Source organism: Synechocystis sp. IPPAS B-1465, from assembly GCF_003015225.1.
In the GTDB taxonomy this organism is placed as follows: Bacteria; Cyanobacteriota; Cyanobacteriia; order Cyanobacteriales; family Microcystaceae; genus Synechocystis.
On sequence record NZ_CP028094.1, the window covers coordinates 1,267,132 to 1,292,202 of the forward strand.

The 25,071-nt window shown below is 47.9% G+C and carries 26 protein-coding genes; 13 read left to right on the forward strand and 13 right to left on the reverse strand.

Going from position 1 to position 25,071, the window contains the following annotated elements; translation table 11 throughout:
- Window positions 1-73: 73 nt before the first annotated feature.
- The gene (locus C7I86_RS05965; RefSeq protein WP_010872353.1) at window positions 74-1,096 is read left to right on the forward strand and encodes a methylenetetrahydrofolate reductase; all 1,023 of its coding nucleotides are present in this window, start codon (window positions 74-76) and stop codon (window positions 1,094-1,096) included.
- Here C7I86_RS05965 and C7I86_RS05970 read toward each other — a convergent pair.
- Window positions 1,093-2,646 (reverse strand): glycosyltransferase family 39 protein, encoded by a 1,554-nt coding sequence (locus tag C7I86_RS05970; RefSeq protein ID WP_020861667.1) that lies wholly within the window; start codon window positions 2,644-2,646, stop codon window positions 1,093-1,095. The genes C7I86_RS05965 and C7I86_RS05970 overlap by 4 nt on opposite strands.
- 108 nt (window positions 2,647-2,754) lie before the next feature.
- Between C7I86_RS05970 and C7I86_RS05975 the strand changes: the two genes are divergently transcribed.
- The gene (locus C7I86_RS05975; RefSeq protein WP_010872355.1) at window positions 2,755-3,960 is read left to right on the forward strand and encodes an aminotransferase class V-fold PLP-dependent enzyme; all 1,206 of its coding nucleotides are present in this window, start codon (window positions 2,755-2,757) and stop codon (window positions 3,958-3,960) included.
- Window positions 3,961-4,055: 95 nt separating this feature from the next.
- Here the strand turns inward: C7I86_RS05975 and C7I86_RS05980 are convergent, their stop codons facing one another.
- Entirely contained in the window at window positions 4,056-4,934 is an 879-nt protein-coding gene (locus C7I86_RS05980) for a Tab2/Atab2 family RNA-binding protein (RefSeq protein WP_010872356.1), read from the reverse strand.
- Between the two features lie 240 nt (window positions 4,935-5,174).
- Between C7I86_RS05980 and C7I86_RS05985 the strand changes: the two genes are divergently transcribed.
- Window positions 5,175-5,999: a hypothetical protein gene (locus tag C7I86_RS05985; RefSeq protein ID WP_231848054.1), complete on the forward strand. Its 825-nt coding sequence runs from the start codon at window positions 5,175-5,177 to the stop codon at window positions 5,997-5,999.
- A 38-nt stretch (window positions 6,000-6,037) separates the two neighbouring features.
- Window positions 6,038-6,967 carry a DNA adenine methylase gene (locus C7I86_RS05990; protein ID WP_010872358.1) on the forward strand — a complete coding sequence of 310 codons (930 nt, stop codon included), beginning with the start codon at window positions 6,038-6,040 and terminating at the stop codon, window positions 6,965-6,967.
- A 90-nt stretch (window positions 6,968-7,057) separates the two neighbouring features.
- Here C7I86_RS05990 and C7I86_RS05995 read toward each other — a convergent pair whose 3' ends face one another.
- The 4 genes from C7I86_RS05995 to C7I86_RS06010 all read right to left on the reverse strand — a co-directional run bounded on the left by C7I86_RS05995 (window position 7,058) and on the right by C7I86_RS06010 (window position 9,760).
- Window positions 7,058-7,843: an IS5 family transposase gene (locus C7I86_RS05995; RefSeq protein WP_010872359.1), complete on the reverse strand. Its 786-nt coding sequence runs from the start codon at window positions 7,841-7,843 to the stop codon at window positions 7,058-7,060.
- Window positions 7,844-7,921: 78 nt separating this feature from the next.
- Window positions 7,922-8,668: an SDR family NAD(P)-dependent oxidoreductase gene (locus tag C7I86_RS06000; RefSeq protein WP_010872360.1), complete on the reverse strand. Its 747-nt coding sequence runs from the start codon at window positions 8,666-8,668 to the stop codon at window positions 7,922-7,924.
- Between the two features lie 125 nt (window positions 8,669-8,793).
- On the reverse strand, window positions 8,794-9,078 hold the full coding sequence (locus tag C7I86_RS06005) for a DUF427 domain-containing protein (protein ID WP_010872361.1): 285 nt from the start codon (window positions 9,076-9,078) through the stop codon (window positions 8,794-8,796).
- Window positions 9,079-9,127: 49 nt separating this feature from the next.
- Entirely contained in the window at window positions 9,128-9,760 is a 633-nt protein-coding gene (locus tag C7I86_RS06010) for a response regulator transcription factor (protein WP_041425800.1), read from the reverse strand.
- 251 nt (window positions 9,761-10,011) lie between these two features.
- On the opposite strand from C7I86_RS06010, the gene C7I86_RS06015 reads away from it, so the two are divergent.
- The gene (locus C7I86_RS06015; protein WP_199303475.1) at window positions 10,012-12,228 is read left to right on the forward strand and encodes an MASE1 domain-containing protein; all 2,217 of its coding nucleotides are present in this window, start codon (window positions 10,012-10,014) and stop codon (window positions 12,226-12,228) included.
- 24 nt (window positions 12,229-12,252) lie between these two features.
- Here C7I86_RS06015 and C7I86_RS06020 read toward each other — a convergent pair whose 3' ends face one another.
- From C7I86_RS06020 to C7I86_RS06030, 3 genes are read right to left on the reverse strand one after another with little or no spacing between them, the layout of a single operon-like run.
- Window positions 12,253-13,023: an SDR family NAD(P)-dependent oxidoreductase gene (locus C7I86_RS06020; RefSeq protein ID WP_010872364.1), complete on the reverse strand. Its 771-nt coding sequence runs from the start codon at window positions 13,021-13,023 to the stop codon at window positions 12,253-12,255.
- 23 nt (window positions 13,024-13,046) lie between these two features.
- Window positions 13,047-14,879 carry a signal peptide peptidase SppA gene (sppA, locus tag C7I86_RS06025; RefSeq protein ID WP_010872365.1) on the reverse strand — a complete coding sequence of 611 codons (1,833 nt, stop codon included), beginning with the start codon at window positions 14,877-14,879 and terminating at the stop codon, window positions 13,047-13,049.
- Window positions 14,876-15,388 carry a Ycf51 family protein gene (locus tag C7I86_RS06030; protein WP_010872366.1) on the reverse strand — a complete coding sequence of 171 codons (513 nt, stop codon included), beginning with the start codon at window positions 15,386-15,388 and terminating at the stop codon, window positions 14,876-14,878. The genes sppA and C7I86_RS06030 overlap by 4 nt, the downstream gene beginning before the upstream one ends.
- A gap of 38 nt (window positions 15,389-15,426) precedes the next feature.
- On the opposite strand from C7I86_RS06030, the gene C7I86_RS06035 reads away from it, so the two are divergent.
- From C7I86_RS06035 to C7I86_RS06045, 3 genes are all read left to right on the forward strand, one after another.
- Window positions 15,427-16,212 carry an alpha/beta fold hydrolase gene (locus tag C7I86_RS06035; RefSeq protein WP_010872367.1) on the forward strand — a complete coding sequence of 262 codons (786 nt, stop codon included), beginning with the start codon at window positions 15,427-15,429 and terminating at the stop codon, window positions 16,210-16,212.
- Between the two features lie 133 nt (window positions 16,213-16,345).
- Window positions 16,346-17,629, forward strand: coding sequence for a glutamyl-tRNA reductase (gene hemA / locus C7I86_RS06040; protein ID WP_010872368.1), 1,284 nt, complete (start codon window positions 16,346-16,348; stop codon window positions 17,627-17,629).
- A gap of 161 nt (window positions 17,630-17,790) precedes the next feature.
- Window positions 17,791-18,588, forward strand: coding sequence for a hypothetical protein (locus C7I86_RS06045; RefSeq protein WP_010872369.1), 798 nt, complete (start codon window positions 17,791-17,793; stop codon window positions 18,586-18,588).
- On the opposite strand, the gene C7I86_RS06050 is transcribed toward C7I86_RS06045, so the two are convergent.
- From C7I86_RS06050 to C7I86_RS06060, 4 genes are all read right to left on the reverse strand, one after another.
- Window positions 18,554-20,449 carry an ABC transporter substrate-binding protein gene (locus C7I86_RS06050; RefSeq protein ID WP_010872370.1) on the reverse strand — a complete coding sequence of 632 codons (1,896 nt, stop codon included), beginning with the start codon at window positions 20,447-20,449 and terminating at the stop codon, window positions 18,554-18,556. The genes C7I86_RS06045 and C7I86_RS06050 overlap by 35 nt on opposite strands.
- Window positions 20,418-20,792: a hypothetical protein gene (locus C7I86_RS06055; RefSeq protein WP_231848055.1), complete on the reverse strand. Its 375-nt coding sequence runs from the start codon at window positions 20,790-20,792 to the stop codon at window positions 20,418-20,420. The genes C7I86_RS06050 and C7I86_RS06055 overlap by 32 nt, the downstream gene beginning before the upstream one ends.
- A 35-nt stretch (window positions 20,793-20,827) precedes the next feature.
- Window positions 20,828-20,959, reverse strand: a complete 132-nt coding sequence (locus C7I86_RS19390) for a hypothetical protein (protein ID WP_255345314.1) — start codon at window positions 20,957-20,959, stop codon at window positions 20,828-20,830.
- Between the two features lie 115 nt (window positions 20,960-21,074).
- A complete protein-coding gene (locus C7I86_RS06060) occupies window positions 21,075-22,040 on the reverse strand; it encodes a DUF362 domain-containing protein (RefSeq protein WP_010872372.1) in 966 nt (321 codons plus the stop codon).
- A gap of 141 nt (window positions 22,041-22,181) precedes the next feature.
- On the opposite strand from C7I86_RS06060, the gene C7I86_RS06065 reads away from it, so the two are divergent.
- From C7I86_RS06065 to C7I86_RS06085, 5 genes are all read left to right on the forward strand, one after another.
- Window positions 22,182-22,643: a DUF29 domain-containing protein gene (locus C7I86_RS06065; RefSeq protein WP_020861674.1), complete on the forward strand. Its 462-nt coding sequence runs from the start codon at window positions 22,182-22,184 to the stop codon at window positions 22,641-22,643.
- A gap of 122 nt (window positions 22,644-22,765) precedes the next feature.
- On the forward strand, window positions 22,766-23,242 hold the full coding sequence (locus tag C7I86_RS06070; RefSeq protein WP_010872374.1) for a DUF29 domain-containing protein: 477 nt from the start codon (window positions 22,766-22,768) through the stop codon (window positions 23,240-23,242).
- Window positions 23,243-23,316: 74 nt separating this feature from the next.
- Complete coding sequence (locus C7I86_RS06075; protein ID WP_010872375.1) at window positions 23,317-23,778, forward strand: DUF29 domain-containing protein; 462 nt, start codon at window positions 23,317-23,319, stop codon at window positions 23,776-23,778.
- Window positions 23,779-23,900: 122 nt separating this feature from the next.
- On the forward strand, window positions 23,901-24,365 hold the full coding sequence (locus tag C7I86_RS06080) for a DUF29 domain-containing protein (protein ID WP_010872376.1): 465 nt from the start codon (window positions 23,901-23,903) through the stop codon (window positions 24,363-24,365).
- A gap of 140 nt (window positions 24,366-24,505) precedes the next feature.
- On the forward strand, window positions 24,506-25,042 hold the full coding sequence (locus tag C7I86_RS06085) for a methyltransferase domain-containing protein (RefSeq protein WP_010872377.1): 537 nt from the start codon (window positions 24,506-24,508) through the stop codon (window positions 25,040-25,042).
- The last annotated feature ends 29 nt before the right edge of the window (window positions 25,043-25,071 follow it).

A 25,071-nucleotide genomic window follows, 5' to 3' on the forward strand; every position in this document is an offset into this window, starting at 1 on the left:
ACCTCGTTTTGTTAAAAGAATATAAATTTTCCGAACACTCTTAATCTTATATCCTAATCCCGACCCCTTGGGAATGGAAACCGGGCCACAGGTCTGGGCAATGACCAAGCCGGCAAACAGGAAAAACTCTGTTAAGATCTCCTGTCAGAGAGGCAGTCACCGCTCCCAACTCAAACCACCGTTGTCCCCATTGGATGTAATGACCATTAGCCGGTTTCGTCAGGCAGCCGAAGCGAAGGAATTTTTGATCACCGCAGAAGTTACCCCCCCCAAAGGCGGTAATCCCGAGCGGATGTTGGCGGTGGCGGCAAAGTTACGGGGCCGGGTCCATGGGGTTAACGTCACCGATGGTAGTCGGGCGGTGTTGCGTATGTCTTCCATTGCGGCCTGTGTGTTGTTGCAGCAACGGGGTATTGAAGCCATTTGTCAGATGACCTGCCGGGACCGTAATTTGATTGGTTTGCAAGCTGATCTGATGGGGGCCTATGCCCTCGGTTTACGCAATGTTTTAGCTTTAACCGGCGATCCGCTCAAAGCAGGGGACCATGCCAAGGCCAGACCTGTCTACGATTTAGAGTCTGTCAGACTTTTAAGTTTAATCCGCTCCCTCAACCAGGGGTTAGATTTTAACCAAGCTCCTTTGGTGGATGGCAGGCTAGATTTATTTCCTGGGGCGGCGGTGGACCCCCAGCTCAAAAGTTGGTCTGGCCTACAAAGTCGTTTTGAAAGGAAACTAACAGCGGGAGCACAATTTTTCCAAAGTCAGTTAATTACGGATTTCGATCGCCTGGATAAATTTATGACCCAGGTGGCTGTGGGCTGTGGCAAACCAATTTTGGCGGGTATATTTCTGTTCAAATCGGCTAAAAATGCGACTTTTATCAAGCGGGTGGTACCGGGGGTAAATATTCCCGATGCGCTGATTGATCGCCTGGCCCGGGCCGAAGATCCTTTAAAAGAAGGGGTGGCGATCGCCGCCGAACAGGTAAAACTGGCCAAAGAGCTATGCCAGGGAGTGCACTTGATGGCGATTAAAAAAGAAGAATTAATTCCCGAAATCCTCGACCAGGCCGGCATTGCCCCTCTGGAAAATTAAGGTTTACCAACGGTAGGGCTAAAAAATAGGGTGAATTCTCTCGTCTGTCCCCGCTTTTGTAAATTGGCTAAAGCTAGTCTGCCTTGGGCATTTTGGTCGAGCAATAAATAATTTCCTTCCTTCGCCTTAGTTCGTAACTGGTCATCATCCACCGCAATCACCTGGCGATCACCATAGAAATCCAAACTGGGACGACTGTAGGCAAAGGAAGTGTAAATTAGGGTATTAACTGGGGTGCTTTGTTTAATTAACCGCCCCACGGGCTTAACGGCAAAGGCTTCATTCACTTCCCAATTCCAGAGGGGACTGGAAAAAAGAAATAGCAAGGTTACATACAGCCCCATCACCAGGGTTTTGGCAAATTTAGGGGAAGAGTGCAAATATTGTTTGGCACTCCAACCTACACCAACAAATAGCACTAGCCCCATGATGATAATCACCGGTTTTTGCTCGATGAAACCAGCGTACAATCCCCCCACCAGGCCCACCACAGCGGTGAGAGCAAGGAGGTAACCAATTAGCCGGGGATAACGTGGGCGACCTTCCAAATCTGCTAAATAATATCCCCCCATCAGAGCGAAAAAGGGATAACAGGGGAGTACATACCAGGGTAACTTAGTGCCCATGGCGGAAATAATCAGCAAGAAGCCGAAGCCAAAGGTAATGGCAACCTTAGCCCAGTCCTGTCGCCATTGTTGAACAGTCATTACCGCAGCGGGAATGAGGAAAAATAGCCAGGGGGCAGTGTATTTAACAATCTCCAACAGGTAATACCAAGGGGGCCCCGTATTGCCCTCTAATTCCTGGGTAACCCGCTCAAAACTATGAAACTCAAAATGAATTTGCCAAAAGGTTTCCCCGTACTCGGCAAATTGGAGTTGGTACCACCACAGCACTGGGGCAAAACCGATCAATAGCCCCAACCAGAATTGCCAGCGTTGAAAAATTCGCCCTTCCCCCAGCCAGAAAATTACAATGCCCAACAACAGTGCCAGGGCCAGCACCAGTAAACCCTTAGCCAAGGCAATTAACCCCAAACCTATACCTATGCCCCCCAACCAATGGGGATTTTTCCGCCCCCGCAGTAAGCAAAGTAATGACCAAAGCAAACAGGCGTTGATTACCCCGTCCAACATGGTTAAACGACCCAAACGGGCAGTGGGAAGCAGGGTTAACAATATCGAACTACTCCACAGGGCCGCTCTAGGGGAAGAAAAAATTTCCTTACCTAGCAGATATAACAACGGCACCGCCAGGGCTGACCCCAGGGCCAACGGTAAACGGGAGCTAAATTCACTGATGCCCAGCAGATGGTAACTGCCCATCACCAACCAGGCAATGAGGGGAGGTTTGGATAAAAAAGGTTGCCCTAAATAGGTGGGAAAACGCCAATCTCCTCTGAGGAAAGTATCCTGAGCTGTAGTAGCGTAATAACCTTCGTCAAAATCCCGCAGGGGTACATTGCCCAAACCGGCGATCGCCAGAATCAGGGCCGCTCCGGTAAGCAGCAGTAAATATTTGCGATCATCATTGAGGGCAGGAAAGTTCAAGGGCGGAATCTTGGGGCATGGTAACTGTTGGACTTGGGGGGCATTTTCCCATGTTCTTGGGGGAAGTTGAGGTTTTTGTTAAGGTATTTTGTTGATGTTTCCCCACTAATGGCTGACCCTGTGAACCTGATACCCGATCGCCAGCAATTTCCCGGCCTAGCGAATAAGACCTATTTTAATTTTGGCGGCCAGGGGATTTTACCCACCGTAGCCTTGGAAGCCATTACGGCCATGTATGGCTATTTGCAGGAAAATGGCCCTTTTTCCATTGCCGCCAACCAATACATTCAGCAATTAATTGCCCAACTGCGCCAAGCCCTGGGGGAAACCTTTAACGTTGACCCTAACACCATCACCATTACCGATAACGTCACCACGGGCTGTGACATTGTGCTTTGGGGCATAGATTGGCAGAAGGGCGATGAAATTTTGCTCACCGACTGCGAACATCCCGGCATTATTGCCATCGTCCAGGCGATCGCCGCTCGGTTTGGGGTCACGTACCGTTTTTTCCCGGTGGCGGACACATTAAACCAGGGGGATGCGGCCGCAGTATTAGTTAATCATTTGGGGCCGAAAACCCGTTTAGTTATCCTCAGCCATTTACTCTGGAATACTGGCCAGGTATTGCCCCTAGGAGAAATTATGGCCGTTTGTCGCCGCCATCAAGGGGATTATCCAGTGCGGGTGCTAGTGGATGGGGCGCAGTCTGCCGGTTCCTTACCCTTGGATTTTTCCCGGCTAGAAGTGGATTATTACGCTTTTACAGGGCATAAATGGTTTGCTGGCCCCGCTGGGGTGGGGGGATTGTATATCCATGGCGATGCCAAAGGCACGGCGAATGCCGCACGCCTGGGGGAAATTAACCCGACCTATGTGGGCTGGCGTAGTATCACCTATGGCAGTAAAGGGGAACCCACTGGCTGGGCAGAAGGGGGCAAAAGATTTGAAGTGGCCACCTCCGCCTATCCCCAATATGCTGGTCTGTTGGCCGCTCTCCAGTTGCACCAACGGCAGGGCACCGCCGAGGAACGTTACCAAGCCATTTGTCAACGCAGTGAACTGTTGTGGCAGGGTCTAAACCAATTACCCCATGTCCATTGTTTAGCCACATCGCCTCCCCAAGCAGGTTTGGTATCCTTCACCATAGATTCTCCCCTAGGCCACCGGGCGATCGTGCAGAAACTGGAGGAACAACGCATCTATCTCCGCACCATCGCTGACCCAGACTGTGTCCGGGCCTGTTGCCATTACATCACCAATGAAGAGGAAATTGAGCATTTATTAAGCAGACTAGCTGAATTTACCCCCTAAGACCTTGTTGATTCCGGGCTCGAATCAGCCCACTCAAGCAATAATGGGGAACTTTTACCGAAACTTGCAGATTAGGAACGCTTTTGGGAAAGGCCCTAAACTTGTCCAGTTTCCTGCAATAACCAAAAACCAGCAAAGGTTTCACTGTCAGGGCTGGTTTGGATGGCTAAAAAGTGAATGCCCTGGGCCAATTTTTTTGTCTGTTCAAAGCCCTGAGCTTCCTGTTCACTGGTTTTATCGGTGACGTTGGCCACAATCCAACTATCACTGGCTCCGGTTTCCAACCGCATAATAGGGCGGGGGTCAGTGTTGTATTGCAAATAGCCCAATTCCAACCCCGATAACCAAGCGGCAAAGGGTAAAGCCCTGGGGGAAAAGAGAATCAAACCAGGAATGCGACTGTCGGGGGAAAGATTGTACGAGGAGAGGGGAAAACTTTCCCCAAAGCTAATCTCCCAATCCGGTAAATCATTAAAATCAGCCGCGGCCAAACTCACCAAGGCCCACTGGTCCCCTCGATCGCCTCTCACTGCATCGGGCAAGGCAATGGCATTAAGTTCTGGATATTGTACGGATGTGGACGAAGCTAACTTCGGGTCATAGCCCGGTTGTTGGGGATAAAAATTCTCCAGGCGATCGCCTAACCATTGTTCCAGTACATAGGTGCGACGACTGGGGGCCGGGGGAATACCAGCTTCTTCACAGGCTTTGCTGATCATGTTATTCATCTGCCGCCGGAAAAAGCGGATCTTTTGAGGCATCTGACCCGCCTCGGCGATCGCCGCTTCGATGGCCTGCCGGAGCCAAACGGAATTAACGGTAGAACTGGGACAATATTGGCTGTAGCGGAACAAATCTCCTGGTAACTGCTGCACGGATTGGGGAGACTCACAAATTAGTACTTCCCACACCTTTTTTTCCTCGTCGTCCAACAACGGCCGTGAATAAAAATCCAATTCCCAGGTAACGCCCATATATTAATTAAATATTTGTCAAAGCCAGCCCAAAAGGGCTAATCGCTATCCTATCAAGCAATTGTCCTTGGGTTATCATCCTGCCCCGGCCAAGAGAAAGAACTGGCCATCGCCATTGTCAGCCAAAAGCCCCTGGGCTTAAGATATCCTGGAAACACGGTGCCATCTCCGCTAACCTCTCCATGGCTAATCCGGTCACACCGCCATCCATCTTCCACCGCCCTAAAATTTGACCAAAATATGATTTCCCAGCCCCAAGGATTTACCCGCCTTAGCCGTTCTTCTCATCGCTTCTTCCCAGCCCGTTGGTTAATGGCTTTTGGTTGGGGTGTCGGTCTAATGGCGTTGGGATCATTGCCCCTCAATGCCGCCACCATTGCCCAGGGGAATGTAACTGAACGTCAAGTGCGGGCTTTAATTGAACAATTTGATGCGGTGGCCAACCAACACAATACTGATCGCCTGGGGGAAATTTACAGCCCTGAATTTAGCAACAGTGACGGTCTGACCTTTGCCCAAATGGAAACGACTCTGCAACAGCTTTGGGAAACATATGGCAATTTGACCTACAGCACCGAACTGAAAAACTGGAAACAGGATGGGCAAGCAGTGGTGGTGGAAACTTTGACCACCATTCAGGGGGAACGGCCTTGGCTGGGTCGCACCGCCCAATTGAATGGACAAATTACCTCCCGCCAAACCTTTGTGCAAAATAAATTGGTACGCCAGGAAGTGTTAACGGAAAAAATGACCCTCACCGCCGGGGACAATCCACCGGAAGTGGACGTTAATTTGCCTCAGCAAGTGCAGGCGGGCCAAGAATTTGATTTCGATGTTGTCCTGCGTCAACCCATTGGTGATGACCTCCTGGCGGGCACAGCTTTTAGTCAAAAAATAGATCCTAATAACTACGTTGATCCTTCCCAGGTGAAATTGGAATTGTTACAGGCTGGTGGGCTATTCAAACGGGCGATCGCCGGTAATGATCCCCAGTGGTTGTCTGCCCTACTAGTTACTCCTGAAGGCATGGTATTGGTTACCCAGCGTTTGGCCGTTGTTCCCTAGGGAAACTGTAACAGCGATGAAAAAATCAGTCGGAGAATGTGAAAATTAAACAAGCTATTGCCAAACCCTTTCTGAAATGGGCTGGAGGTAAGGGAAAGTTAATTGAACAATTGGTTAATTGCTTCCCCTTAGAAATCACCACTGGTCAGTTAACTAAGTATGCTGAGCCTTTTATTGGTGGCGGGGCTTTGTACTTTCATGTTGCCCAAAATTATCCCCAGATAGAAAAATTCTTTATCTCCGACTGCAATCAGCAGTTAGTTTTGGCTTATCAGACTATTCAACAAAATGTTGATGATTTAATTGATTTTTTAAGACGGCTACAGCAGAAGTATTATTGTTTCAACCAAGATGAAAGAAAAGATTTTTTTTATCAGCAAAGACTAAAATTCAACCAGAATGTTACCGGAATAAATTTAGAAAAATTTAGTAAATTGTGGATAGAGCAAACTGGTCTGCTTATATTTTTAAATCGTACCTGTTTTAACGGCTTATTTCGAGTTAACTCTAAAGGAGAATTTAATGTACCCTTTGGGGATTATAAAAATCCTAAGATTTGCGATGCTGAGAATCTTAAGTTAGTAGCCAACTTACTTGCCAGAACAGAAATAAGATTTGGTGATTTTACTTCGAGTAATAACTTCATTGATGCATCCACCTTTGTTTATTTTGACCCGCCCTATCGTCCCTTAAATAAAACCTCCAGCTTTAACTCCTATGGTAAAGCGAACTTCAATGATAATGAGCAATTGAGGTTAGCTGAATATTACCAATCACTCAATAACAAAAACGCTAAGTTGATGTTGAGCAATTCCGATCCGAAAAATATTAATAGCGACGATAACTTTTTTGATGATTTATATCGGGGTTTTCAAATTGCTCGGATCGATGCCCTCCGTATGATTAACAGTCAGGCTGACAAAAGAGGTGCAATTAAAGAAATATTGGTTGTGAATTACCATCGCTGATTAGTACGCTGTTGGGATTTTTTTAGTAGGCTAATTGAGGGAACAAACTAAAATTATGCCAACAAAGTCTTAGAAAGTGTTTGAAAAGTTTTAAGCAAGCCTTTGAAGCATGAGATGGAGCATGGCAACATGAATCATTGTCTCACTGGTGGTAGGTAAATATTCATAATCCTTGCTTAAACGACGATAGCGTCCAAACCAAGCAAAGGTGCGCTCGACTACCCAACGGCGGGGTAAGACTTCAAAACCTTTTTGTCCCTGCTTTTTGCTGACGACATTCAAATTCCAACCAAAAGTATGCTCCACCCAATAGATAAAATCCTTTCCGCCAAAGGTGCTGTCAGTCCATATAACTTGCAGGCACTGCCAAAGGGGAGCAAACCAGGTAGCAAGTAGAATCAGACCCTGATGGTCGGAGCGATGGGCACCATGGACGACAACATCGAGAAGTAATCCCATGGTATCCACGAGGATTGTACGTTTACGACCATTGACCTTTTTTCCGCCGTCATAGCCAGTTTCTTGGCCAGTTCCAGCCTTTTTAAGTGACTGTGAATCTAAACAACCAGCACTAGGGTGAGTATTTCTTCCAGCTTTGAGTCGAACCTTCTCACGGAAGATACGGTTTAATTTTCTCCAGGTACCATCTTCGTGCCATTGCTGGAAATAACCATAGACCGTTCGCCATTTAGGGAAATCATGGGGTAGAAGTCGCCAGGCACACCCCGTTCTGAGCATGTAAAAAATGGCATTGAGTATCTCCCGCAGACTAGTTTTCCGTTTTCTTCCCCCAGTTTTTGCTTTGGGTAAATGGGGTTCTACCAATTGCCACTGGCTATCAGTGATGTCCGTGCTGTAAAATTCTCGAATTATCATTAATTATGGTGAAAATTTTATTCTTTTCACCATTTTCCATTCTTCACCCTACTTTTCAAACACGCTCTTAGGTAATAGCTAAAACTTCAAATATTCTGCTCCATCTAAACGAATGGTGGTGCCACTCAGAAAATCCTGTTGTAGCAAATATAGGGCCGCATCAGTGACTACTTTGGGATTGCCGGTCATTTTTAAAGGAATACGTCGCTCTGCATAATCCCGCATAAACTCTTCCGGGTCCGGCGCTTCCGGAGCTTCTAAAATCTGTCCTAGGGCGAGGCCATTAACGGTGATATTGGGGGCCAATTCCAGGGCTAAAATTTCCGTCATATCCCACAAACCCCGTTTGGTAAGACGGTAAACAAAATGGTCTGGCCTTGGTCGGGGAATGCGGGCATCGTTAATGTTAATAATTTTTCCTTGGCGATCGCCGGCTACTTGTTGAGCAAAGGCCTGGGACAACTGAAAGGGGGCCCGGAGATTAACGGCAAAAATCCATTCCCACAGGTCGAGATCCACTTGAAAGAATTTATCTTCTAGGGGAAAAACCGAGGCACTGTTGATCAGAATATCCACCTGGCCAAAGACTTCCTGGGCTTTGGGAATAATTCCTTGGGTGGCCTGGGCATCGCTCAAATCGGCGGAGTAGGTAAAAGCTTTCCTACCCAATGCTTCCACTTCTTGCTGAACCTCTAGGGCTCCGGTCTGGGAATTACCGTAGTGAATAAAGACGTTACAACCGGCTTCCGCCAGGGCCATAACTAGGGCCCGACCAACCCTTATGCCTCCCCCGGTGACCAGGGCTGTTTTTCCAGTTAATTCCATCGTAGTTAGTTAAATTCCTGAGCCTTGGGCGATTACAAACTTAGTCGGGTGGAGATACAATAAAACAAAATTACCATTTTTTATGGCGATGTAGTCGAAATCATTGCCCATAATTACAAAAAAATTCAGGCTTCAACCTTTACACCCCGCCAAAAAGCGATGTAGCCCTTAATATTTTCCGCCCTGGGTTTGGGATCGGGGTAATACCAAGCCGCATCCGGGTTCTCCTGGCCATCCACCACTACGGTGTAGTAACTGGCGGTGCCTTTCCAACCGCAAACGGTGTGGGTGTTACTGGGCTGGAAATACTGGGGATGGATGCTGTCGGGGGGAAAATAGTAGTTGCCCTCCACCATTTCACACTGGTCACTCTCGGCGAGGACGACCCCATTCCAGATTGCTTTGGCCATGGTTTAGGACGGGTAAAGTAAACGCCTTGGATTATAGCCCCTTCTGCAATCAAACCAAACCGGAACGGAGGGCAATGACGGCAGCTTGAACCCGGTCATCAACGGACAGCTTATTCATGATGCCCCGTACATGAGTTTTAATTGTGTTGGTGCTTAGATATAAAGTTTGGGCGATTTCTTGGTTACTTTTTCCTTCCACAATTAATTTCAGCACGTCAATTTCCCTTTCCGAAAGGCTAGACACGTCGGCTTGGCCTTCCGGCACGGGGGGCTTGAGGTTTTCCACCACCACCCGGGCAATTTGGGGGTCTAGGTAGGTGGCTCCATCCTGGGCGGCGGCGATCGCCAAAATTAAACGCTCTAGGGTGGCTCCTTTAACGCAGTAAGCATCGGCCCCACTGGATAGGGCAGCAATAATCTCGTTGGGCAGGGTGTGGGAAGTCAACACTACAATGTGGATCTGGGGGGAAGTTTGCTTGATTTGTTTGGTGGCTTCAATGCCATCAAGTCCAGGCAAGCCAATGTCCATCACGATCAAGTCCGGGTTGAGGACCGCTGCCTGTTGCACAGCACCATAGCCGTTATCCACTCGACCAATAATTTCAAAGCGCTCATGGGCCCCCAAGGCTTGCTCCAAACCTAATTGCATCAATGGATCATCTTCAACGATCAAAATTTTCATAGGCAGGCAAGGCTCGATTTTCACCCTATGGGGGGAAGTAAAATCCATTCCAGTTTAGGCAAAGTTGAGATAGTAATCTACAGTGCTTAGCAATTCTTTGTACTTCATCGGTGATTACTATCACGGTAAGGGTGCCGATGCAAAAAGGGGGTTCGCCCGCTGTTGCATTATCCCCATGGGGGGGAAAGAATATCGACCACTTTTAAGAATAAAACGGTGTGCCCCGTCGCCCATTGTCAGACTTTCCATTGATGCTGATCTACTTACCCAAGTCCTTACGCCGGAGGCTGGTCACCGCTTTGCCTTCTTTGGCATTGGCGATCGCCCTGGGCCTATGCACTGCCTTAGCCTACGGAATGTTGGGCCGTGGACAACAATGGCTTAGTTTGGGGTTGGGGCAGGGTATGGCGCTGGCGCTGTGGTGGCAGGGAACGAACATTATCGCCCTTGCTCTGGGTTTAACCATTGCCCCCATGGTAGTGCAGGGAGATCCACCTCTGGCATTGGCCCTAGGGATGATTAGCACGGCGGTGGTGCTGATGGCCGGTCGGGGACTAAAAATGCTGGAGTTTTCTCCCCAGGGTCAACGACTCCAAGATGGCATGGTCTTTTTGCTGGCGGGGGTGGGGCTGGGGGCCACTCTGACGGCGATCGCCGCGCTTTTGCTATCTCTCTGGCAGGGGGATGGTCGTATTTGGTGGACAGGATCTTTGGCCTGGTTGGGCAGTGCCACCGGAATTTTGCTGGCCGCTCCTCTGCTGTTCAAGCTTAGATATGGCCGCTGGAGTTGGCCCTGGTCAGCCCGGATGGAGCGACTCCAATTGGTGGAAGCCTTAGTTTGCGCTGGCCTTTTGTTGATGTTAGCCTGGCTAATTTTTGCTGGGGATGACCTCATTCCCTTGGCGGACCGGGGAGCTATCTATACCCAGTGGTTGGAATATTTACCCTTTCCCATTGTGGTTTGGGCCAGCATTCGTTTTCCAATCTGGGGGGGAATCCTCTCCACTTCAGGTTTGGCTCTCCTGGCGATCACCGCTACGGTGCAGGGCAATGGCTCTTTTAACGTGCAAAGTGCCGACCAAAGCGGAGCAATGATTCTCCTGCAGATGTTCTTTTTGGTTTTAGGCACCACCAGTCTATTGCTATCGGTGGCGGTGAGGGAAAGACGTCGCACCGAAGAACAATTGCGGGGCAGTTGGGAACGGGAACGGCTTTTGGCGGAGGTGGCCCTACGGGTGCGGCAATCGCTACATTTGGGCACCATTTTTCAAACTACGGTGACGGAGGTACGCCATTTGCTCCAGACCGACCGGGTTTATATCGCTCTTTTGCAGGGGAATAGTCCGTTGGCAGTGGTGGCCGAATCCTGTGGTCCCGCTTACAAAACTTCTCTCAACTCCCAGATTGCGGCTTCCCCAAACCCCGAGGAAATGATCGTTAAAACCATTCCCACCGAAGCAATGGTGGTCCATCATCCTGACCAATTGCCCAAGGGAGACCCACTGCGGCGGAGTTTTTTACGTTATCAGGTGAAAAGCTTGCTGGCCATTCCCCTCGCTACGTTGGACGGCAGGTTGGGTATGATTGTGGTCCATCATTGTCAACAGCCCCGCCATTGGCAAAAGGCCGAGGTGCGCTTACTGGAACAATTGGCCACCCAAGTGGCGATCGCCATTCAACAGGCCCAGCTTTACCAACGGGTGCAAACGCTGAATACCAATTTGGAAAAGCAAGTGGGGGAACGCACCGCCCAGCTAGAGGACAAAATGGTGGAACTCCAGGATCTCCAGCAGATGAAAGCTCTCTTTGTCCAAGCCATTTCCCACGATTTGCGTACTTCGGTGATGGGTTTATTGATGGTGCTAAAAAATTTATCAACCACAGAGGGGGAAGCCTTGACCCTGCCCCGCCATCTCCTAGACAGCCTGATCCGCAGTGGCGATCGCCAGTTAACCCTTCTCAATGCCCTCTGTGAAGAACAAACCGCCGAATGTCGTCCCCTCCAACTTGCGCCCCAAGCCTTGCCGCTCCAGCCTTTTTTGCAACAAATTTGTCACCAATGGCGATCGGCCTGTGAACAACATCAGGTAGTTTTGAACTTGAAATGTGATGAGACCCTGTCTCCTCTCCAGGGAGACCCCCACTACATCAAGCAGGTATTCGACAACCTTTTGGGCAACGCCCTCAACCACAATCCCCCTGGTATTACCCTCACTCTGGCGGCCCAACTCGAAGGTAATATGGTGCGTTTTACCCTCAGCGACAACGGTAAAGGCATGGCCAAGGACCAATGTGAGCACCTTTTCCGGCTCTATTTACGCAACCGCCACAATCAACGGCTAACCGGCATTGGTTTGGGTTGTTATCAGTCCCGGCAAATTGTTGAAGCCCACGGTGGCCACATCGGCGTTACCAGCAGTCCGGGGCAAGGATCCCATTTTTGGTTTACCCTCCCGTTAGCTGTTTAGTTATTTGGATCTTTTACTGACAAATTACCACGGCAAAATTGTGCCATCCCAACTATAGAAAGTGCCGCTGTTTTCCGGTTTTACTTGCAATAAAATCGCCATTAATTGCTTAACAGTAAGTTCCACTGTGAAAAGCTTTTCTGGGGGGACATTTTTCTGAAATGGTTGGGACAATGACGTATCAGTGGTGCCGGGGTGGAGCAAAATTACCGCACATTGGGGCGCAACTCTGCGATATTCGATCGCCGTATTTTTGAGCAACATATTCAGCGCCGCCTTAGAAGCTCGATAACCGTACCATCCTCCCAACTGGTTATCCCCAATACTGCCCACTTTAGCGGAAATGGTGGCAAAAACACTGGGGGAAGCATGGCGCAAATGGGGTAAAAAATGTTTGGCTAACAACACTGGGCCAATGCTGTTAACGGCAAAATATTGCTGTAATTGGGATGGTTGTAAATGGCGCAGACTTTTTTCCGGTGGGTTATCTTCTACATGGAGAATGCCCACACAATTAATTAGCCAATTGACTTCAGTTTTGCCTAATTGCTGGCTAAATTGTGCAATCTGGCTCTCTTCAGTGATATCCAACGGCACTAGGGTTAAACGATCAGGATTTTCCTTGGCTAAATGGTCTAACTCGGCGATCGCCTGACGGTAGGTGGCCCAAATTTTGACGGGGAAAGGTACTTGTTCTAAAAAGTAACGGACAAAGCCTAAACCAATGCCCCCGGATGCCCCCACTATGACCACCGTTTGGGGATGATTTTGGGCTGGAAAATTCTGATTTGCCATGGTTTTAGCCCACAAAAAAATGGTTAAGGATTAAGAAAATGCCAGGAAAAGGGCAAGCGGGCGTAAATGCCTTGGGGATCATTAAATTGGGCCAACTCTGCCCATTCCCGCTCCAACTGTTGCCAATTAGTTCGCAAAAATGGCGGTAGAACCACGGAGTTAGTTTCAGTGAGACCATGGATGAGATTGTTCCAGAGGAGGGAATTTAATCCCCTGGGAGTGGGGTATTCCTTTACCTGCCATTGCTCCCCTAATTCTGCTTGGGCCGCTGCTAGGTTCACAGCCGTTTGCAATCCCCCCAGTTGATCTACTAGCCCCACTTTTTGTGCTGCCAATCCTGTCCAAACCCTGCCCTGGGCCACGGAGTCCAAAGCGGTAGGAGATAAATTGCGGGCCCTACCCACCTTATCTAAAAAGATCTCGTAAACCTGATCCACCGACCGTTGAAAAATGGCCAACTCCAACTCAGTTTTAGGTTTAATGCTGGAGCCCACATTGGCTAGTTCCCCCGTGGCCACTTCGTCCCAGTTTAACCCCAGGCGATCGCCTAAATTTTCCACGTTGAAAAGAATGCTAAAAACCCCAATGGAACCGGTGACGGTGTTGGGTTGGGCAACAATTTTTTCCCCAGCGGTGGCAATCCAATAACCACCAGAAGCTGCCACATTGCCCATGGAAATAATCACTGGTTTTTGAGCCTGTAAAAGTTCCACTTCCCGCCAGATAATATCCGCCGCACTAGCACTGCCACCGGGACTATTAATTCTCAGCACCACCGCTTTAATGTCGTCATCCTGGCGAATAGTTCGCAATAGTTCCCCATAACGATCGCCACCAATGTTTTCCCAGGTGCCCCGACCATTAACAATGGAGCCTTCGAGGTAAACAATGGCGATTTTAGGGTCTTGGTCGTGGTTTTCGGTTTCCCAGTTTTGTAGGCGATGGTACTCGGCCAAACTAATTTTTCTAAACTCTTTATCTTCCTCCTGCTCTTCTATTTTCTCGGGGTCATTAATCCAAACTCCCGCCTGTTTCAACTCGGCCAAAACTTCATCCCAATAGGTCACCTTGTCTACTAATTTTTCCCTTAGGGCGATGTCAGCAAAGAGCAGCCCTTGGTCACTGGCGATCGCCTGGAGTTGGGGCACCGTTAAGGAACGATTATTAGCAACACTGGTTAAATAAATTTGCCAAATTTGATTTAGCAAAAGCTGTTGTTGTTGGCGATTTTCTGGGCTGAGATTTTCCCTGGTATAGGGTTCAACGGCTCCCTTGTAACTGCCTACCCGTAGGGTCTGCACCCCAATGCCAGCCTTGGCCAACGCCCCGGTAAAAAAGATTGGCTGGGCCCCTAGTCCATTTATTTCCACTCCCCCCATGGGGTTAATTAAAATGGTATCGGCAGTGGCAGCTAAATAGTAGCCTAGTTCGCTGTAGTTGAGACCATAGGCAACAATTTTTTTGCCCGATTGTTTGAATTTAATTAGGGCCTGTTGCACTTCACTTAAATTGGCGTAACCGTCCACTTGGTTACTGCGGCGACCATCAATTAATAGGGCCACAATGCGGTCATCTTCGGCGGCCTTTTCAATGGCATTAACCACCGTCCGCAGGGGTAATATTTCTTCCTGATTACCCAGTAAACTCTGTTGTAGACTGAGAGTAGGGCTGGTATCTTGGATGGGGATCGCTAGGTCGAGAATGAGGGCTGTTTTTTCCTCTAGCACTGGATCTGCCTCAGCCGAAACCAGTATGAACAGCAACACCAAGCCAGTGGCCCCAAGGCTAAGCAAAACCACAATGGCGGCCAATGTTCCGAAGAAACTAGCCACCATTTGTTGGAAAAAGTTCTTCATGCGGCCTGGTTGCGCTCTAATTCCCGGAGGGCTTTGCGGTCAAGTTTAATCTCAATCTGATCGTTTTCTTTGGTGCCCAGGGTGCGGTAAGCAGAGCCTAAATAGAGGGGTTTAGTTAGGCCAGGCTGGGGATGAATCAGGGTTCGGGCCCGGATCACCATTTGTTCTTTGCCGTCGGTGGAAATGCGGCCCAGGGAAAAGTAATTATTGGCGGCCTGTTTGAGGGTGGCTTCCACTTCCGTAGCGGACACTGTCACCGGCACACTGATGACAATTTGGTTAGCACCATTGTCGTACACCCGATTGAACTTCACTGAGCCTTCCACCGTGGGGCGGTCGAACATGCCCAAACCCAGGCCAAAAATGCCTATCGTTAAAACTGTCATAAAGCTCGTCACCCCCACCAGGCGAAAGCGGAACCCCCAACGAAAAACAAAGGCCAGTACCATAAAGATAAAACTGGCGATGGTAGCGTAGGCGGACCAACGGAGATAAATGGTAACGTCCATAGGTAGGGAGAGAATTACGTCAACAAATCTAACAGAAAATGCAGTTAGTTAATCTTCATCCCCCCGATCGCCGCAGGGCAAGTCTGCTTTATTTGCCGGGGTTGGATGGTACGGGCAAATTATTTTATCGGCAACGACTGGAGTTGGTTGAGCACTTTAACCTACTGGCTCTGCGCCTAACTCCGGGGCCCCTTCCGGATGATTGGTCGGCGATCGCCAAGGCCCTGCACCAATTAATTCACCAACAGCAGGGATTAACATTACCCCTGTACCTCTGTGGGGAATCCTTCGGGGGATGCCTAGCCCTGGCTTATAGTTGTCTGTACCCCCAGGAGGTAGCCAAATTAATTTTGGTTAATCCCGCCACTGCCTTTGACCGTCGCCCTTGGTTACAGTGGGGCATTCCCTTCCATCAGTGGTTACCCAATGCCCTACAAACGGTCACTACCCTCACCGGACTGCCCTTTTTAGCCGCTGTAGAACGGTTACAGCCCCAGGATCGACGTCAGTTGCTCAATGCCATGCGCTCCATTCCCCCGGCGATCGTGGCCCAACGGTTAGCCCTATTGCAAAATTTCAACCAACAGGAATTAGATTTGGGAAAAATCAGCTCCCCCAGTTTAATTCTGGCCAGTGGTCGGGATTTACTACTGCCTTCCGTGGAAGAAGCCCATAAGTTGCAGAGGCATCTTCCCAAAGCCATGGTGAAAATATTGCCCCACAGCGGCCACGCCTGTTTGCTAGAAAAAGAATTATCCCTACAAAAGATTTTGCAAGCCGCCCAATGGTTACCGGAGCTAGTTTTGCTTAACAAAAATTCATGAGCCCCGGCGGGATGGACCCTTGATTGTGGTCTGCCATTCGGACTACATTGCAAAGATTAGAGAAACTTGTTTAACAAAAAACGTCGTAATTTCTGCGACCACCACCTTATTAGAGAATCCTTTAGGAGAACCCATGAATATTGCCGTTGTGGGACTGAGCCATAAGACAGCCCCGGTGGAAATTCGCGAAAAACTCAGCATCCAAGAAGCTAAGTTGGAAGAAGCGCTAACCCATCTGCGGAGTTATCCCCACATCGAAGAAGTCACTGTCATTAGTACTTGTAACCGCCTGGAAATTTACGCGGTGGTGACGGACACAGAAAAGGGAGTGGTGGAAATTACCCAATTCCTTTCTGAAACTGGCAATATTCCCCTGGCAACCCTACGGCGTTATTTGTTTACCCTCCTCCACGAAGATGCGGTGCGCCATTTGATGCGGGTGGCCGCTGGGCTGGAAAGTTTGGTGCTCGGAGAAGGACAAATCCTGGCTCAGGTGCGTACTACCCATAAGTTGGGGCAAAAATATAAAGGGGTGGGTCGTCTGCTCGATCGCCTATTTAAACAGGCCATTACCGCCGGTCGTCGGGTCAGAACCGAAACGGATATTGGTACAGGAGCCGTGTCCATCAGTTCCGCCGCTGTGGAGTTAGTCCATCGTCAAGTGGATTTATCGAGCCAAAAAACTGTCATCATCGGGGCTGGTAAAATGGCCTGTCTGTTGGTGAAACATCTATTAGCTAAAGGAGCCACGGACATCACCATTGTTAACCGCTCCCAACGTCGTTCCCAGGATTTAGCCAACCAATTCCCCCAAGCCCAGTTAACCCTTTGTCCCCTGACGGATATGTTTACGGCGATCGCCGCTGGGGATATTGTCTTTACCAGCACTGGGGCCACGGAACCAATTTTAAACTGCGAGAATTTGACTGGCTGTGTGATCAACCGCAAAAGCTTGATGTTAGTGGATATTTCCGTCCCCCGGAACGTGGCCGCTGATGTCCACGCTATGGAACAGGTGCGGGCTTTTAATGTGGATGACCTGAAAGAAGTAGTCGCCCAAAACCAAGCCAGCCGCCGACAAATGGCACGCCAAGCTGAAGCATTACTCGAAGAAGAAATTGCCGCCTTTGACCTCTGGTGGCGATCGCTAGAAACGGTACCCACCATCAGTTCCCTCCGCAGTAAGGTGGAAGATATCCGGGAACAGGAATTGGAAAAAGCCCTTTCCCGCCTGGGCAGCGAGTTTGCCGAAAAACATCAAGAAGTAATCGAAGCCCTCACCAGGGGCATTGTCAACAAAATTCTCCACGAACCCATGGTGCAACTGCGGGCCCAGCAGGATATCGAAGCCCGTAAGCAATGCCTACGCTCCCTGAAGATGCTGTTTGACTTGGAAGTGGAAGAACAATTCGGTTAGAACTTGTTAATGAATTTCAGCTAACTGTCAATAAATGTCCCAAAACTGGCTCTGTGTTCCCCATGGAGTCGTTTTTCCCTTTGGTGCCCCTGGCAAAAGCCCCGCCAGATTCCTAAGCTAGAATTGTCGAGAAAGACATTAGCGCCGAGGACAACTAGGCCATGGCATTGGTCCACAGCGGAGTAATCGAAAACTACATCCAACGGGTGACTGAGTTAAGCCAATCCACCCAGCGCATTCCCACCACCGCTGAATTGGAGGCGATCGCCAGCGAGTTGGGCATTGAACCGGAGGAAATCCAAGCGGCCCAAAAACAAGCCGCTGACCATTTCACCCGGGCCCAGGGTTATATGCGTTTGGGCTACTGGGACGATGCCATTGCCGAATTAGATGACGCCATTGCCTTTAATCCTGGGGAATCAAAGTTTTTACTCTCTTCCGCTGAAGCCTACCTGGGGAAATGGAAACAGCACCACCGTGCCCCCGATGCTGACCAAATGCATTTGCGGGTGCGTCAGTGTTTATCGTTGGAACCCGGCTGTGAAGGGGCGTTGGATTTATTGGCGGAATTTCGGCGGCGGCAAAAGCGCTATTTCCGCACCATCGTGGGCAGTTTGATGTTTGCGGGGGCGATCCTCTGTGGTGGTGGCATTTATCTTTTATCCCAGGGCGGCTTACCGTTTGTGATTGAAGAAAAAGCCCGCTTGGAAAATTTGCAAAGCACCATTGAAGCCCAAAATGACACCATTGCCCAATTAATGGGCGAACAGGAAGCCCTGCGGCGGGAGTTCGATACATTGATTAGTCAACAACTCCAGGAAAACCGTCTCAATGGCGATCGCCTGGAAAATTTACAGGCCCGCTTAAAAGCACTGGAGGAGAAAATCAAGGAATATCAAACGCCATCAATGGGAACGCCAACTCCTACTCCCCCCCAGTCCCAGGAAAATGACGATTAGCTTGGGATGATGGCGGTGGTGGTGGATTATCGCAAAAACTGATGGAAGGCAAATTCCAGAACGCTCCCCCTAGGGCAGAATATTCAATGCCACAGAAGCGGTTCCGCACTGCTGAAAGGGAATAGGGACTTACCAAGTAGATAAAGGGCAAATATTCCTGCACTTCCAGTTGCATTTGGTCGTAAACTAGGCTCCGTTCCTGCTGGGGAATAATTTGGGAACCTTTAAGAGCTAAATCGGCAATGTTCTGCTCCCAGGGGGCCACTGTTTGTCCCTCTAAAGGTTGGGCTCCGGCCTGGGGATGCTGATTAAACATGTGTAAATTGCCCTTAACATACCAAACATTAGGTATATGGGGATCGTTGCCGCCGGTTAGGCCCAAAACCACCGCATCCCATTCCAAACTGTTGCTTAATTTGTCCACCAACACGCCAAAACTAATGGGGCTAAAGTCCACTTGAATGCCAAGTTTTCCCAAATCTTCTTGAATTTGGGTCCCCATGGCTTCCCGCACTTTATTGCCAGCATTGGTATTAAGCACAAAGCGGACACGGTTACCCCGATCATCCAATAATTGCCGTTGATTGTTGTAGGTAAAGCCCCCGGCTTTCAGTAATGCTTGCGCTTTTTCTGGGTCATAGTTATAGACTTTGACATCGGGATTAAAAAAGGGAGATTGCACAGGAATAAAGGAATTTTGTTTTTCCCCCAACCCTCGGTAAATGTTATTAACCATTCTTTCCCGGTCAATGCCATAGGCGATCGCCTGACGAAAATTGAGATTATTAAACCACCGGGATTTAATCGGATCCACTAGGGGTTTACCCTGGCGCTTACCTTGGTTGAGATTAAAGGTTAAATAGCTACTGGCGTAGGTGGGACCGCCGTTATAGATGACAAAATTACCCCTTTCTTCTTCCTGTTTGAGCAGAGAAAAGGATTCTGGTGGCACTCCGAGGGAATCCAAACTGCCAGAACGAAATTGCAACAAAGATGTGTCAGTGCTTTCCACAATGGCCCACACCACCCTGGGGATGTAGGGTAAAGACTCACCGTTGGGGCCCTTTTCCCAGTAATAGGGATTTTTACTAAAAATTACCCGTTGGCTGGTAACGTAGCGGGTTAATTTATAGGGACCATTGACCACAATTTGGTCCGGGGGGGTATTGGTGCCCCAGGTACTCAAAAATAACGGATTACCATTTTCATCGGTTTTTTCCACTGTTTCCCGCAGAATATGGGCTGGCAAAATGGGAAATTGGGCTGTTTCTAAAAAGGGAGCAAAGGGTTCGGGAATATTAAATGCCACCTGGCGATCGCCAACTTTGGTAATCTTCGGTTCTGCTTGACTTTCTCCTACCTTTAAACTGTCCCGATAATTGTTAGGAATTTTAGGGTTTAAATAAAGATCATTATAGGAAAATAGTACATCATCTACGGTAAGGGGTTTGCCGTCAGACCAACGCAGACCTTCCTTGAGGGTAAAGGTAATGGTCAAATTGTCCGGTGATATTTCCCAACTTTCCGCCAAGGCTGGCGTTCTTTCCCCGGTGAGAGGATTTTCCCTAATTAGCCCTTCGTAGATATAACCAAAAACATTGGGGGACTCTTGGGACAGAACCGCATTGAAAGTTTTGGGGTCACTGAGCACGGAAAAAACCACCTGGTCTTTCAGTTCCGGGGAAAAACAACCTCCCAATGAAAACGTCAGGGCAAGGCAACACAATAAAGCACTGATTAATTTTTGCCCCCAACTTCGACCGGATAGGTAATTTTGCTGGCCTGGATTTTTTTCCCTGGCGATCGCCGTTTTTCTTTGTCCCGCCACCCTACTCATTGCTACTTTGTTTCCCCAACGCATAAACTGCCCCTGTGAACACCGTCAATATGGCCAAGCTAATGGACCAACTTCCTCCCAATCCCCATTTCACCCCCCAATTACAGAGGGCCCCCAGGAGAAGAAACGGCAAAATACTCATTACTGAAGCATAGAAAGCATTCTGGGCTTCCCGAGCTTCCTTGGTGCGCTCATATTCCTCCACGGAAGTGTAGAGGGAACGTTCCGCAAAATTAAACCACCGTTGCAACTGTTCGATCAGCCAATTGCGCCCACTGCCCCAGGTTAGGTACAGCCCCAATGCCCAAAGGGTAGCACCAGCAATCATCGCCGTATTAATGGGAATTTCGAAAGGAATCCAGTCCATGAGCATGGGGAGCGCTATTTGAAGTTTTTAGAATCTTAACAAAACCCCTGCCCCCACCACGGCGATCGCCCCTGGTAACCAATTACAGAAAGTTCAAATTCGTCCCAAATCGAGCAGTGCATGGCAGCTTCTAAAGGACTAATAAACTCTAAAAAGAAAGCCGCCACTGAAGCAATGGGCGACCTCTAGCAATCGGAGGGTGATATTGACTTTATGTCTTATCTTCAGGTTAAGGCCGGATCGGTAGGCTTTATGTAGCCTATTTGACGAAAGTTCCCGTAACTAGGCTTTCCCCGTGTAGATATGTAAGGGTTCTTTGACAAAGCGAATGTAAAAGTGTTTGAACGTGGAACGCAACACCCTAGGCAGGCCAAAATCAATGGGCATCAACACTTCCGGTAGTTTCCAATTATCTACCACTAACTCCCGGGGATGGGATAAGGGAAAGGTCAATTCAGCCGCAGTGGGATTTAGTCCTAGGCGCTCCTGGGCCGCCATGGTGGGAATAGTAGCGGGGTCTAGTTGCAAAATATCGGTAATAACAAAATCCAAGGCAAACACGTCGGGGCTAGCGGCCAATAACCCCACTTCCCTGGGGTCGCCGTGCATGGGGCCATTGCCTTCATGGGCCATAATGCCATCCAAAATACTCAAATCCGGGGCGATCGCCTTGGCCGTTTCCACCAGCATTTCCCCAAAGCGATTCGCATCTTTGCCCGCCTCCATATGCCACCAAGCTTTCATTTTGCCGGGGACGCAACCGAATAAATTTTTAACCCCCATGGTCATGGTCAATTGGGCATGGGACTTGAGTTTGGGCAGGTTAATCACCACATCCGCATCCATGGCCTCCTTGGACAAGCGCAAATGGTTAAAACTATCACTATCGGTGGCGTAGCGTCCCCCTCGGAATTCCACAATGGGAATGTCTAACGCTTGCAACAGAGGTAAGTAACCGTTATTTTCTGCCACGCCCCGAGCCGAACCAAACGCAGGACTGTCCCCCATGAAAGGTTTACCGCCCGCTTCCTGCACCAGTTGGGCCACGGCGGCCACCACTTCGGGGCGGGTAATACATTCTCTGCCCGGCCGATTGCCAGTCAACAAATTGGGCTTCAGCAAAACCCGATCGCCTGGTTTGACGAAGTTGCCCATGCCCCCCAAGGGTTCGAGTAAAGTTCTTAGGGAAGCCAGCAAACTGCCCGCTTCGTAGGATTGGGACCGGAGCAAGCTAACGGATTTGACCATGGTGGCGGAGGTTGATTGTAAACAAATATGAATATAAACCTATTCCCGATTCTAGTCACATCCGGCTCAAGATGCCAATTTTGGGGACAATTTTTGCTAAGGCTACAATGAAGCTTAAGACAAATGATTGAGGAAGGTTGCATGGTTGCTGAACTCCGCAAAACCAATACAAATCTTTATGAGACAGACTACAATCTTTGGGTTTTAGAAACTGTCGCCAAGTTGAAAAGTCGAGACTTGGATGGTCTAGATTGGGACAATTTAATTGAGGAGGTGGAGGATTTGAGTCGGCGCGACAAAAAAAAGCTTAAAAGTCTTTTACGTCTACTGTGTGAACATCTTCTTAAACTCACATATTGGCAATCTGAGCTTCAAAGGAATGAAGGCCATTGGAGGAGAGAAATTCGTAATTTCCGGAAACAGATTAATGAAGAGTTAGAAAGTAGTCCAAGTTTACGAAACTATCTTAGTGACATCTTTGATAAATGTTATCGTGATGGGAGAGAATTGGCTGCTGACCAATCCGAACTTCCTCTCAGCATCTTTCCCGAACACCCCATTGCTACCCTTGAGCAGGTACTGGATGAAGATTGGTTGCCCTAGGCGCACCGCGTAGCGGATCTCTGCGAGATCGCCAGATAATTCATTTCGATTTATAGATGGTACTACCATTGATTGGGTAGAAGCTAGAATAAAATTTACAACTAATTAACGAGGTCAACACTATGGTTGCTGAACTCCGCAAAACAAATCAAAATCTTTATGAGACAGATTACAATCTTTGGGTTTTAGAAACTGTTGTCAAACTAAAAAATAAAGATTTAGATAATCTGGATTGGGAGAATTTAATTGAGGAGGTAGAGGATTTGAGTCGGCGGGATAAAAAAAAGCTCAAAAGTCTTTTGAGGTTATTATTTGAACATTTATTAAAATTGTCCTATTGGAAAAGTGAGGAGCAGAACAATCGTAATCATTGGGAGGCCGAGATTATTAATTTTCGTCAATTGATTGAGGATGAATTAGCAGATAGTCCTAGTCTCAAAGTTTATTTGCAAGAAATTTGGCAAGAATGTTACCAGTATGGGCGCAAGATCGCGGCTAAGCGTTCTCAACTTCCCCTCAGTACATTTCCAGAGGAACCCATTGCTACCCTTGAACAAATATTGAATGAAGATTGGTTGCCCTATGCGATCGCCAGATAATGAGGCAAATCGTGTGCCCACTCATTGAGTGGAAGCTAAAATAAGATTGACGATTAATCATTTGGGAAAACAGCATGGTTGCCGAACTCCGCAAAACTAATACAAGTCTTTATGAGACGGATTACAATCTTTGGATTCTAGAAACCGTACAAAAGTTGCAATGCCGAGATTTAGAGAATCTAGACTGGGAATATTTGATTGAGGAGGTATTAAGCTTGAGTCGGCGAGATAGGCACAAACTAGCTAGTTTGCTAACCAGACTATTCGAGCATTTATTAAAGTTGGGCTATTGGCATTCAGAAAAAGAAAGAAACCGAAACCATTGGAGGCGAGAAATTCGCAATTTTCGTCTTCAAATTGACCGATTGCTAAGTGACAGCCCAAGCCTAAAACCTTATTTGTCAGAGATTTTTGATAAATGTTACAAAAATGGCATAAGTTTAGCTTCTGATAGTTCGGGCTTATCGATTGAAAATTTTCCCGAACAACCCATTGCTACCTTTGAACAAGTACTGGATGAAGATTGGTTGCCCTAGGCGCACCGCGCAGCGGATCTCTGCGAGATCGCCAGATAATTCATTTCGATTTATAGATGGTATTACCATTGATTGGGTAGAAGCTAGAATAAAATTTACAACTAATCAACGAGGTCAACACTATGGTTGCTGAACTCCACAAAACCAATACAAATCTTTATGAGACAGATTACAATCTTTGGGTTTTAGAAACTGTTGCTAAACTTAAAAATCAAGACTTGGATGCTCTAGATTGGGAAAATTTAATTGAGGAGGTAGAAGATTTGAGTCGGCGCGATAAACATAAATTACAAAGTCTTCTCAATCATATTTTTGAACATCTCCTTTTGATTGTTTACTGGCAAGCAGAATTTATCCGGAATCAAGGGCATTGGGAAAGGAAAATCTTGAATTTCCGCCTACAGCTTCTCCAGGTGTTAGAGGATAATCCGAGTTTACGTAACTATGCAAGAGACTATTTAGTGGAGGGGTACAAAAAAGGTAGAAAATTAGCAGCTAAACATTCTCAACTTCCCCTCAGTAAATTTCCAGAGGAGCCCATTGCTACCCTTGAACAAGTACTGGATGAAGATTGGTTGCCACAGTAGTCTTTAAATGGGGTCGTCATTTGGTCAGTCTTGGAAAGAGACTCTGTTAAGGTTAAGTTTTTTTGAGGACACGTTTCGCCTAAGTAAATTTGAAGCATGATATTAGAATATATGATTTTACTCGTAATAACTAAAGATTTATGACTCAAACTGAGATTATTAAGTTACACATTGGCGGCAAAGAAGTCTCCCCTGAATGGAGGATTGTTGATGTTTTAGATCGTCCAGAGGTTGATTATGTTTGCAATGCCAGCAATTTATCAATGTTCGAGGACAATTCGGTTGATGTAATATATGCTAGCCATGTCCTTGAACATTTTTATTACAACATCGACGATGAGTTGACCAGTACATTAAAGGAATGGCACCGAGTGCTTAGGATAGGGGGTAAGTTAATGATTAGTGTCCCAGACTTGAAGACTTTGTGTTGGTTATATCTGCACCCAAATTCCCATCCACTGGAACGTCATCACATTATGAGAATGATGTTCGGTGGACAAATGGATGTTTATGATGTCCATAAAGTGGGATTAGATGAAGAAATTTTGGGGATGTATTTGGAAATGGCGGGATTTGAAAATTATGAAAGGGTTACTGAATTTGATTTATTTCAAGACTGTAGTCTGATTAGGCTTGCAGATACTTACATAAGCTTAAATGTTATTGCATTGAAGTAACTATGATGAGTGTAAAAAACATTAAATAA

Excerpts from the sequence above, each read along its gene's own strand:
- C7I86_RS05965 (WP_010872353.1), top strand. The coding sequence starts at position 74 with ATGGAAACCGGGCCACAGGTCTGGGCAATGACCAAGCCGGCAAACAGG.
- C7I86_RS05975 (WP_010872355.1), top strand. The coding sequence starts at position 2,755 with ATGGCTGACCCTGTGAACCTGATACCCGATCGCCAGCAATTTCCCGGC.
- C7I86_RS05980 (WP_010872356.1), bottom strand. The coding sequence starts at position 4,934 with ATGGGCGTTACCTGGGAATTGGATTTTTATTCACGGCCGTTGTTGGAC.
- C7I86_RS05985 (WP_231848054.1), top strand. The coding sequence starts at position 5,175 with ATGATTTCCCAGCCCCAAGGATTTACCCGCCTTAGCCGTTCTTCTCAT.
- C7I86_RS05995 (WP_010872359.1), bottom strand. The coding sequence starts at position 7,843 with ATGATAATTCGAGAATTTTACAGCACGGACATCACTGATAGCCAGTGG.
- C7I86_RS06000 (WP_010872360.1), bottom strand. The coding sequence starts at position 8,668 with ATGGAATTAACTGGAAAAACAGCCCTGGTCACCGGGGGAGGCATAAGG.
- C7I86_RS06005 (WP_010872361.1), bottom strand. The coding sequence starts at position 9,078 with ATGGCCAAAGCAATCTGGAATGGGGTCGTCCTCGCCGAGAGTGACCAG.
- C7I86_RS06010 (WP_041425800.1), bottom strand. The coding sequence starts at position 9,760 with ATGAAAATTTTGATCGTTGAAGATGATCCATTGATGCAATTAGGTTTG.
- C7I86_RS06015 (WP_199303475.1), top strand. The coding sequence starts at position 10,012 with ATGCTGATCTACTTACCCAAGTCCTTACGCCGGAGGCTGGTCACCGCT.
- C7I86_RS06020 (WP_010872364.1), bottom strand. The coding sequence starts at position 13,023 with ATGGCAAATCAGAATTTTCCAGCCCAAAATCATCCCCAAACGGTGGTC.
- sppA (WP_010872365.1), bottom strand. The coding sequence starts at position 14,879 with ATGAAGAACTTTTTCCAACAAATGGTGGCTAGTTTCTTCGGAACATTG.
- C7I86_RS06030 (WP_010872366.1), bottom strand. The coding sequence starts at position 15,388 with ATGGACGTTACCATTTATCTCCGTTGGTCCGCCTACGCTACCATCGCC.
- C7I86_RS06035 (WP_010872367.1), top strand. The coding sequence starts at position 15,427 with ATGCAGTTAGTTAATCTTCATCCCCCCGATCGCCGCAGGGCAAGTCTG.
- hemA (WP_010872368.1), top strand. The coding sequence starts at position 16,346 with ATGAATATTGCCGTTGTGGGACTGAGCCATAAGACAGCCCCGGTGGAA.
- C7I86_RS06045 (WP_010872369.1), top strand. The coding sequence starts at position 17,791 with ATGGCATTGGTCCACAGCGGAGTAATCGAAAACTACATCCAACGGGTG.
- C7I86_RS06050 (WP_010872370.1), bottom strand. The coding sequence starts at position 20,449 with ATGCGTTGGGGAAACAAAGTAGCAATGAGTAGGGTGGCGGGACAAAGA.
- C7I86_RS06055 (WP_231848055.1), bottom strand. The coding sequence starts at position 20,792 with ATGGACTGGATTCCTTTCGAAATTCCCATTAATACGGCGATGATTGCT.
- C7I86_RS06060 (WP_010872372.1), bottom strand. The coding sequence starts at position 22,040 with ATGGTCAAATCCGTTAGCTTGCTCCGGTCCCAATCCTACGAAGCGGGC.
- C7I86_RS06065 (WP_020861674.1), top strand. The coding sequence starts at position 22,182 with ATGGTTGCTGAACTCCGCAAAACCAATACAAATCTTTATGAGACAGAC.
- C7I86_RS06070 (WP_010872374.1), top strand. The coding sequence starts at position 22,766 with ATGGTTGCTGAACTCCGCAAAACAAATCAAAATCTTTATGAGACAGAT.
- C7I86_RS06075 (WP_010872375.1), top strand. The coding sequence starts at position 23,317 with ATGGTTGCCGAACTCCGCAAAACTAATACAAGTCTTTATGAGACGGAT.
- C7I86_RS06080 (WP_010872376.1), top strand. The coding sequence starts at position 23,901 with ATGGTTGCTGAACTCCACAAAACCAATACAAATCTTTATGAGACAGAT.
- C7I86_RS06085 (WP_010872377.1), top strand. The coding sequence starts at position 24,506 with ATGACTCAAACTGAGATTATTAAGTTACACATTGGCGGCAAAGAAGTC.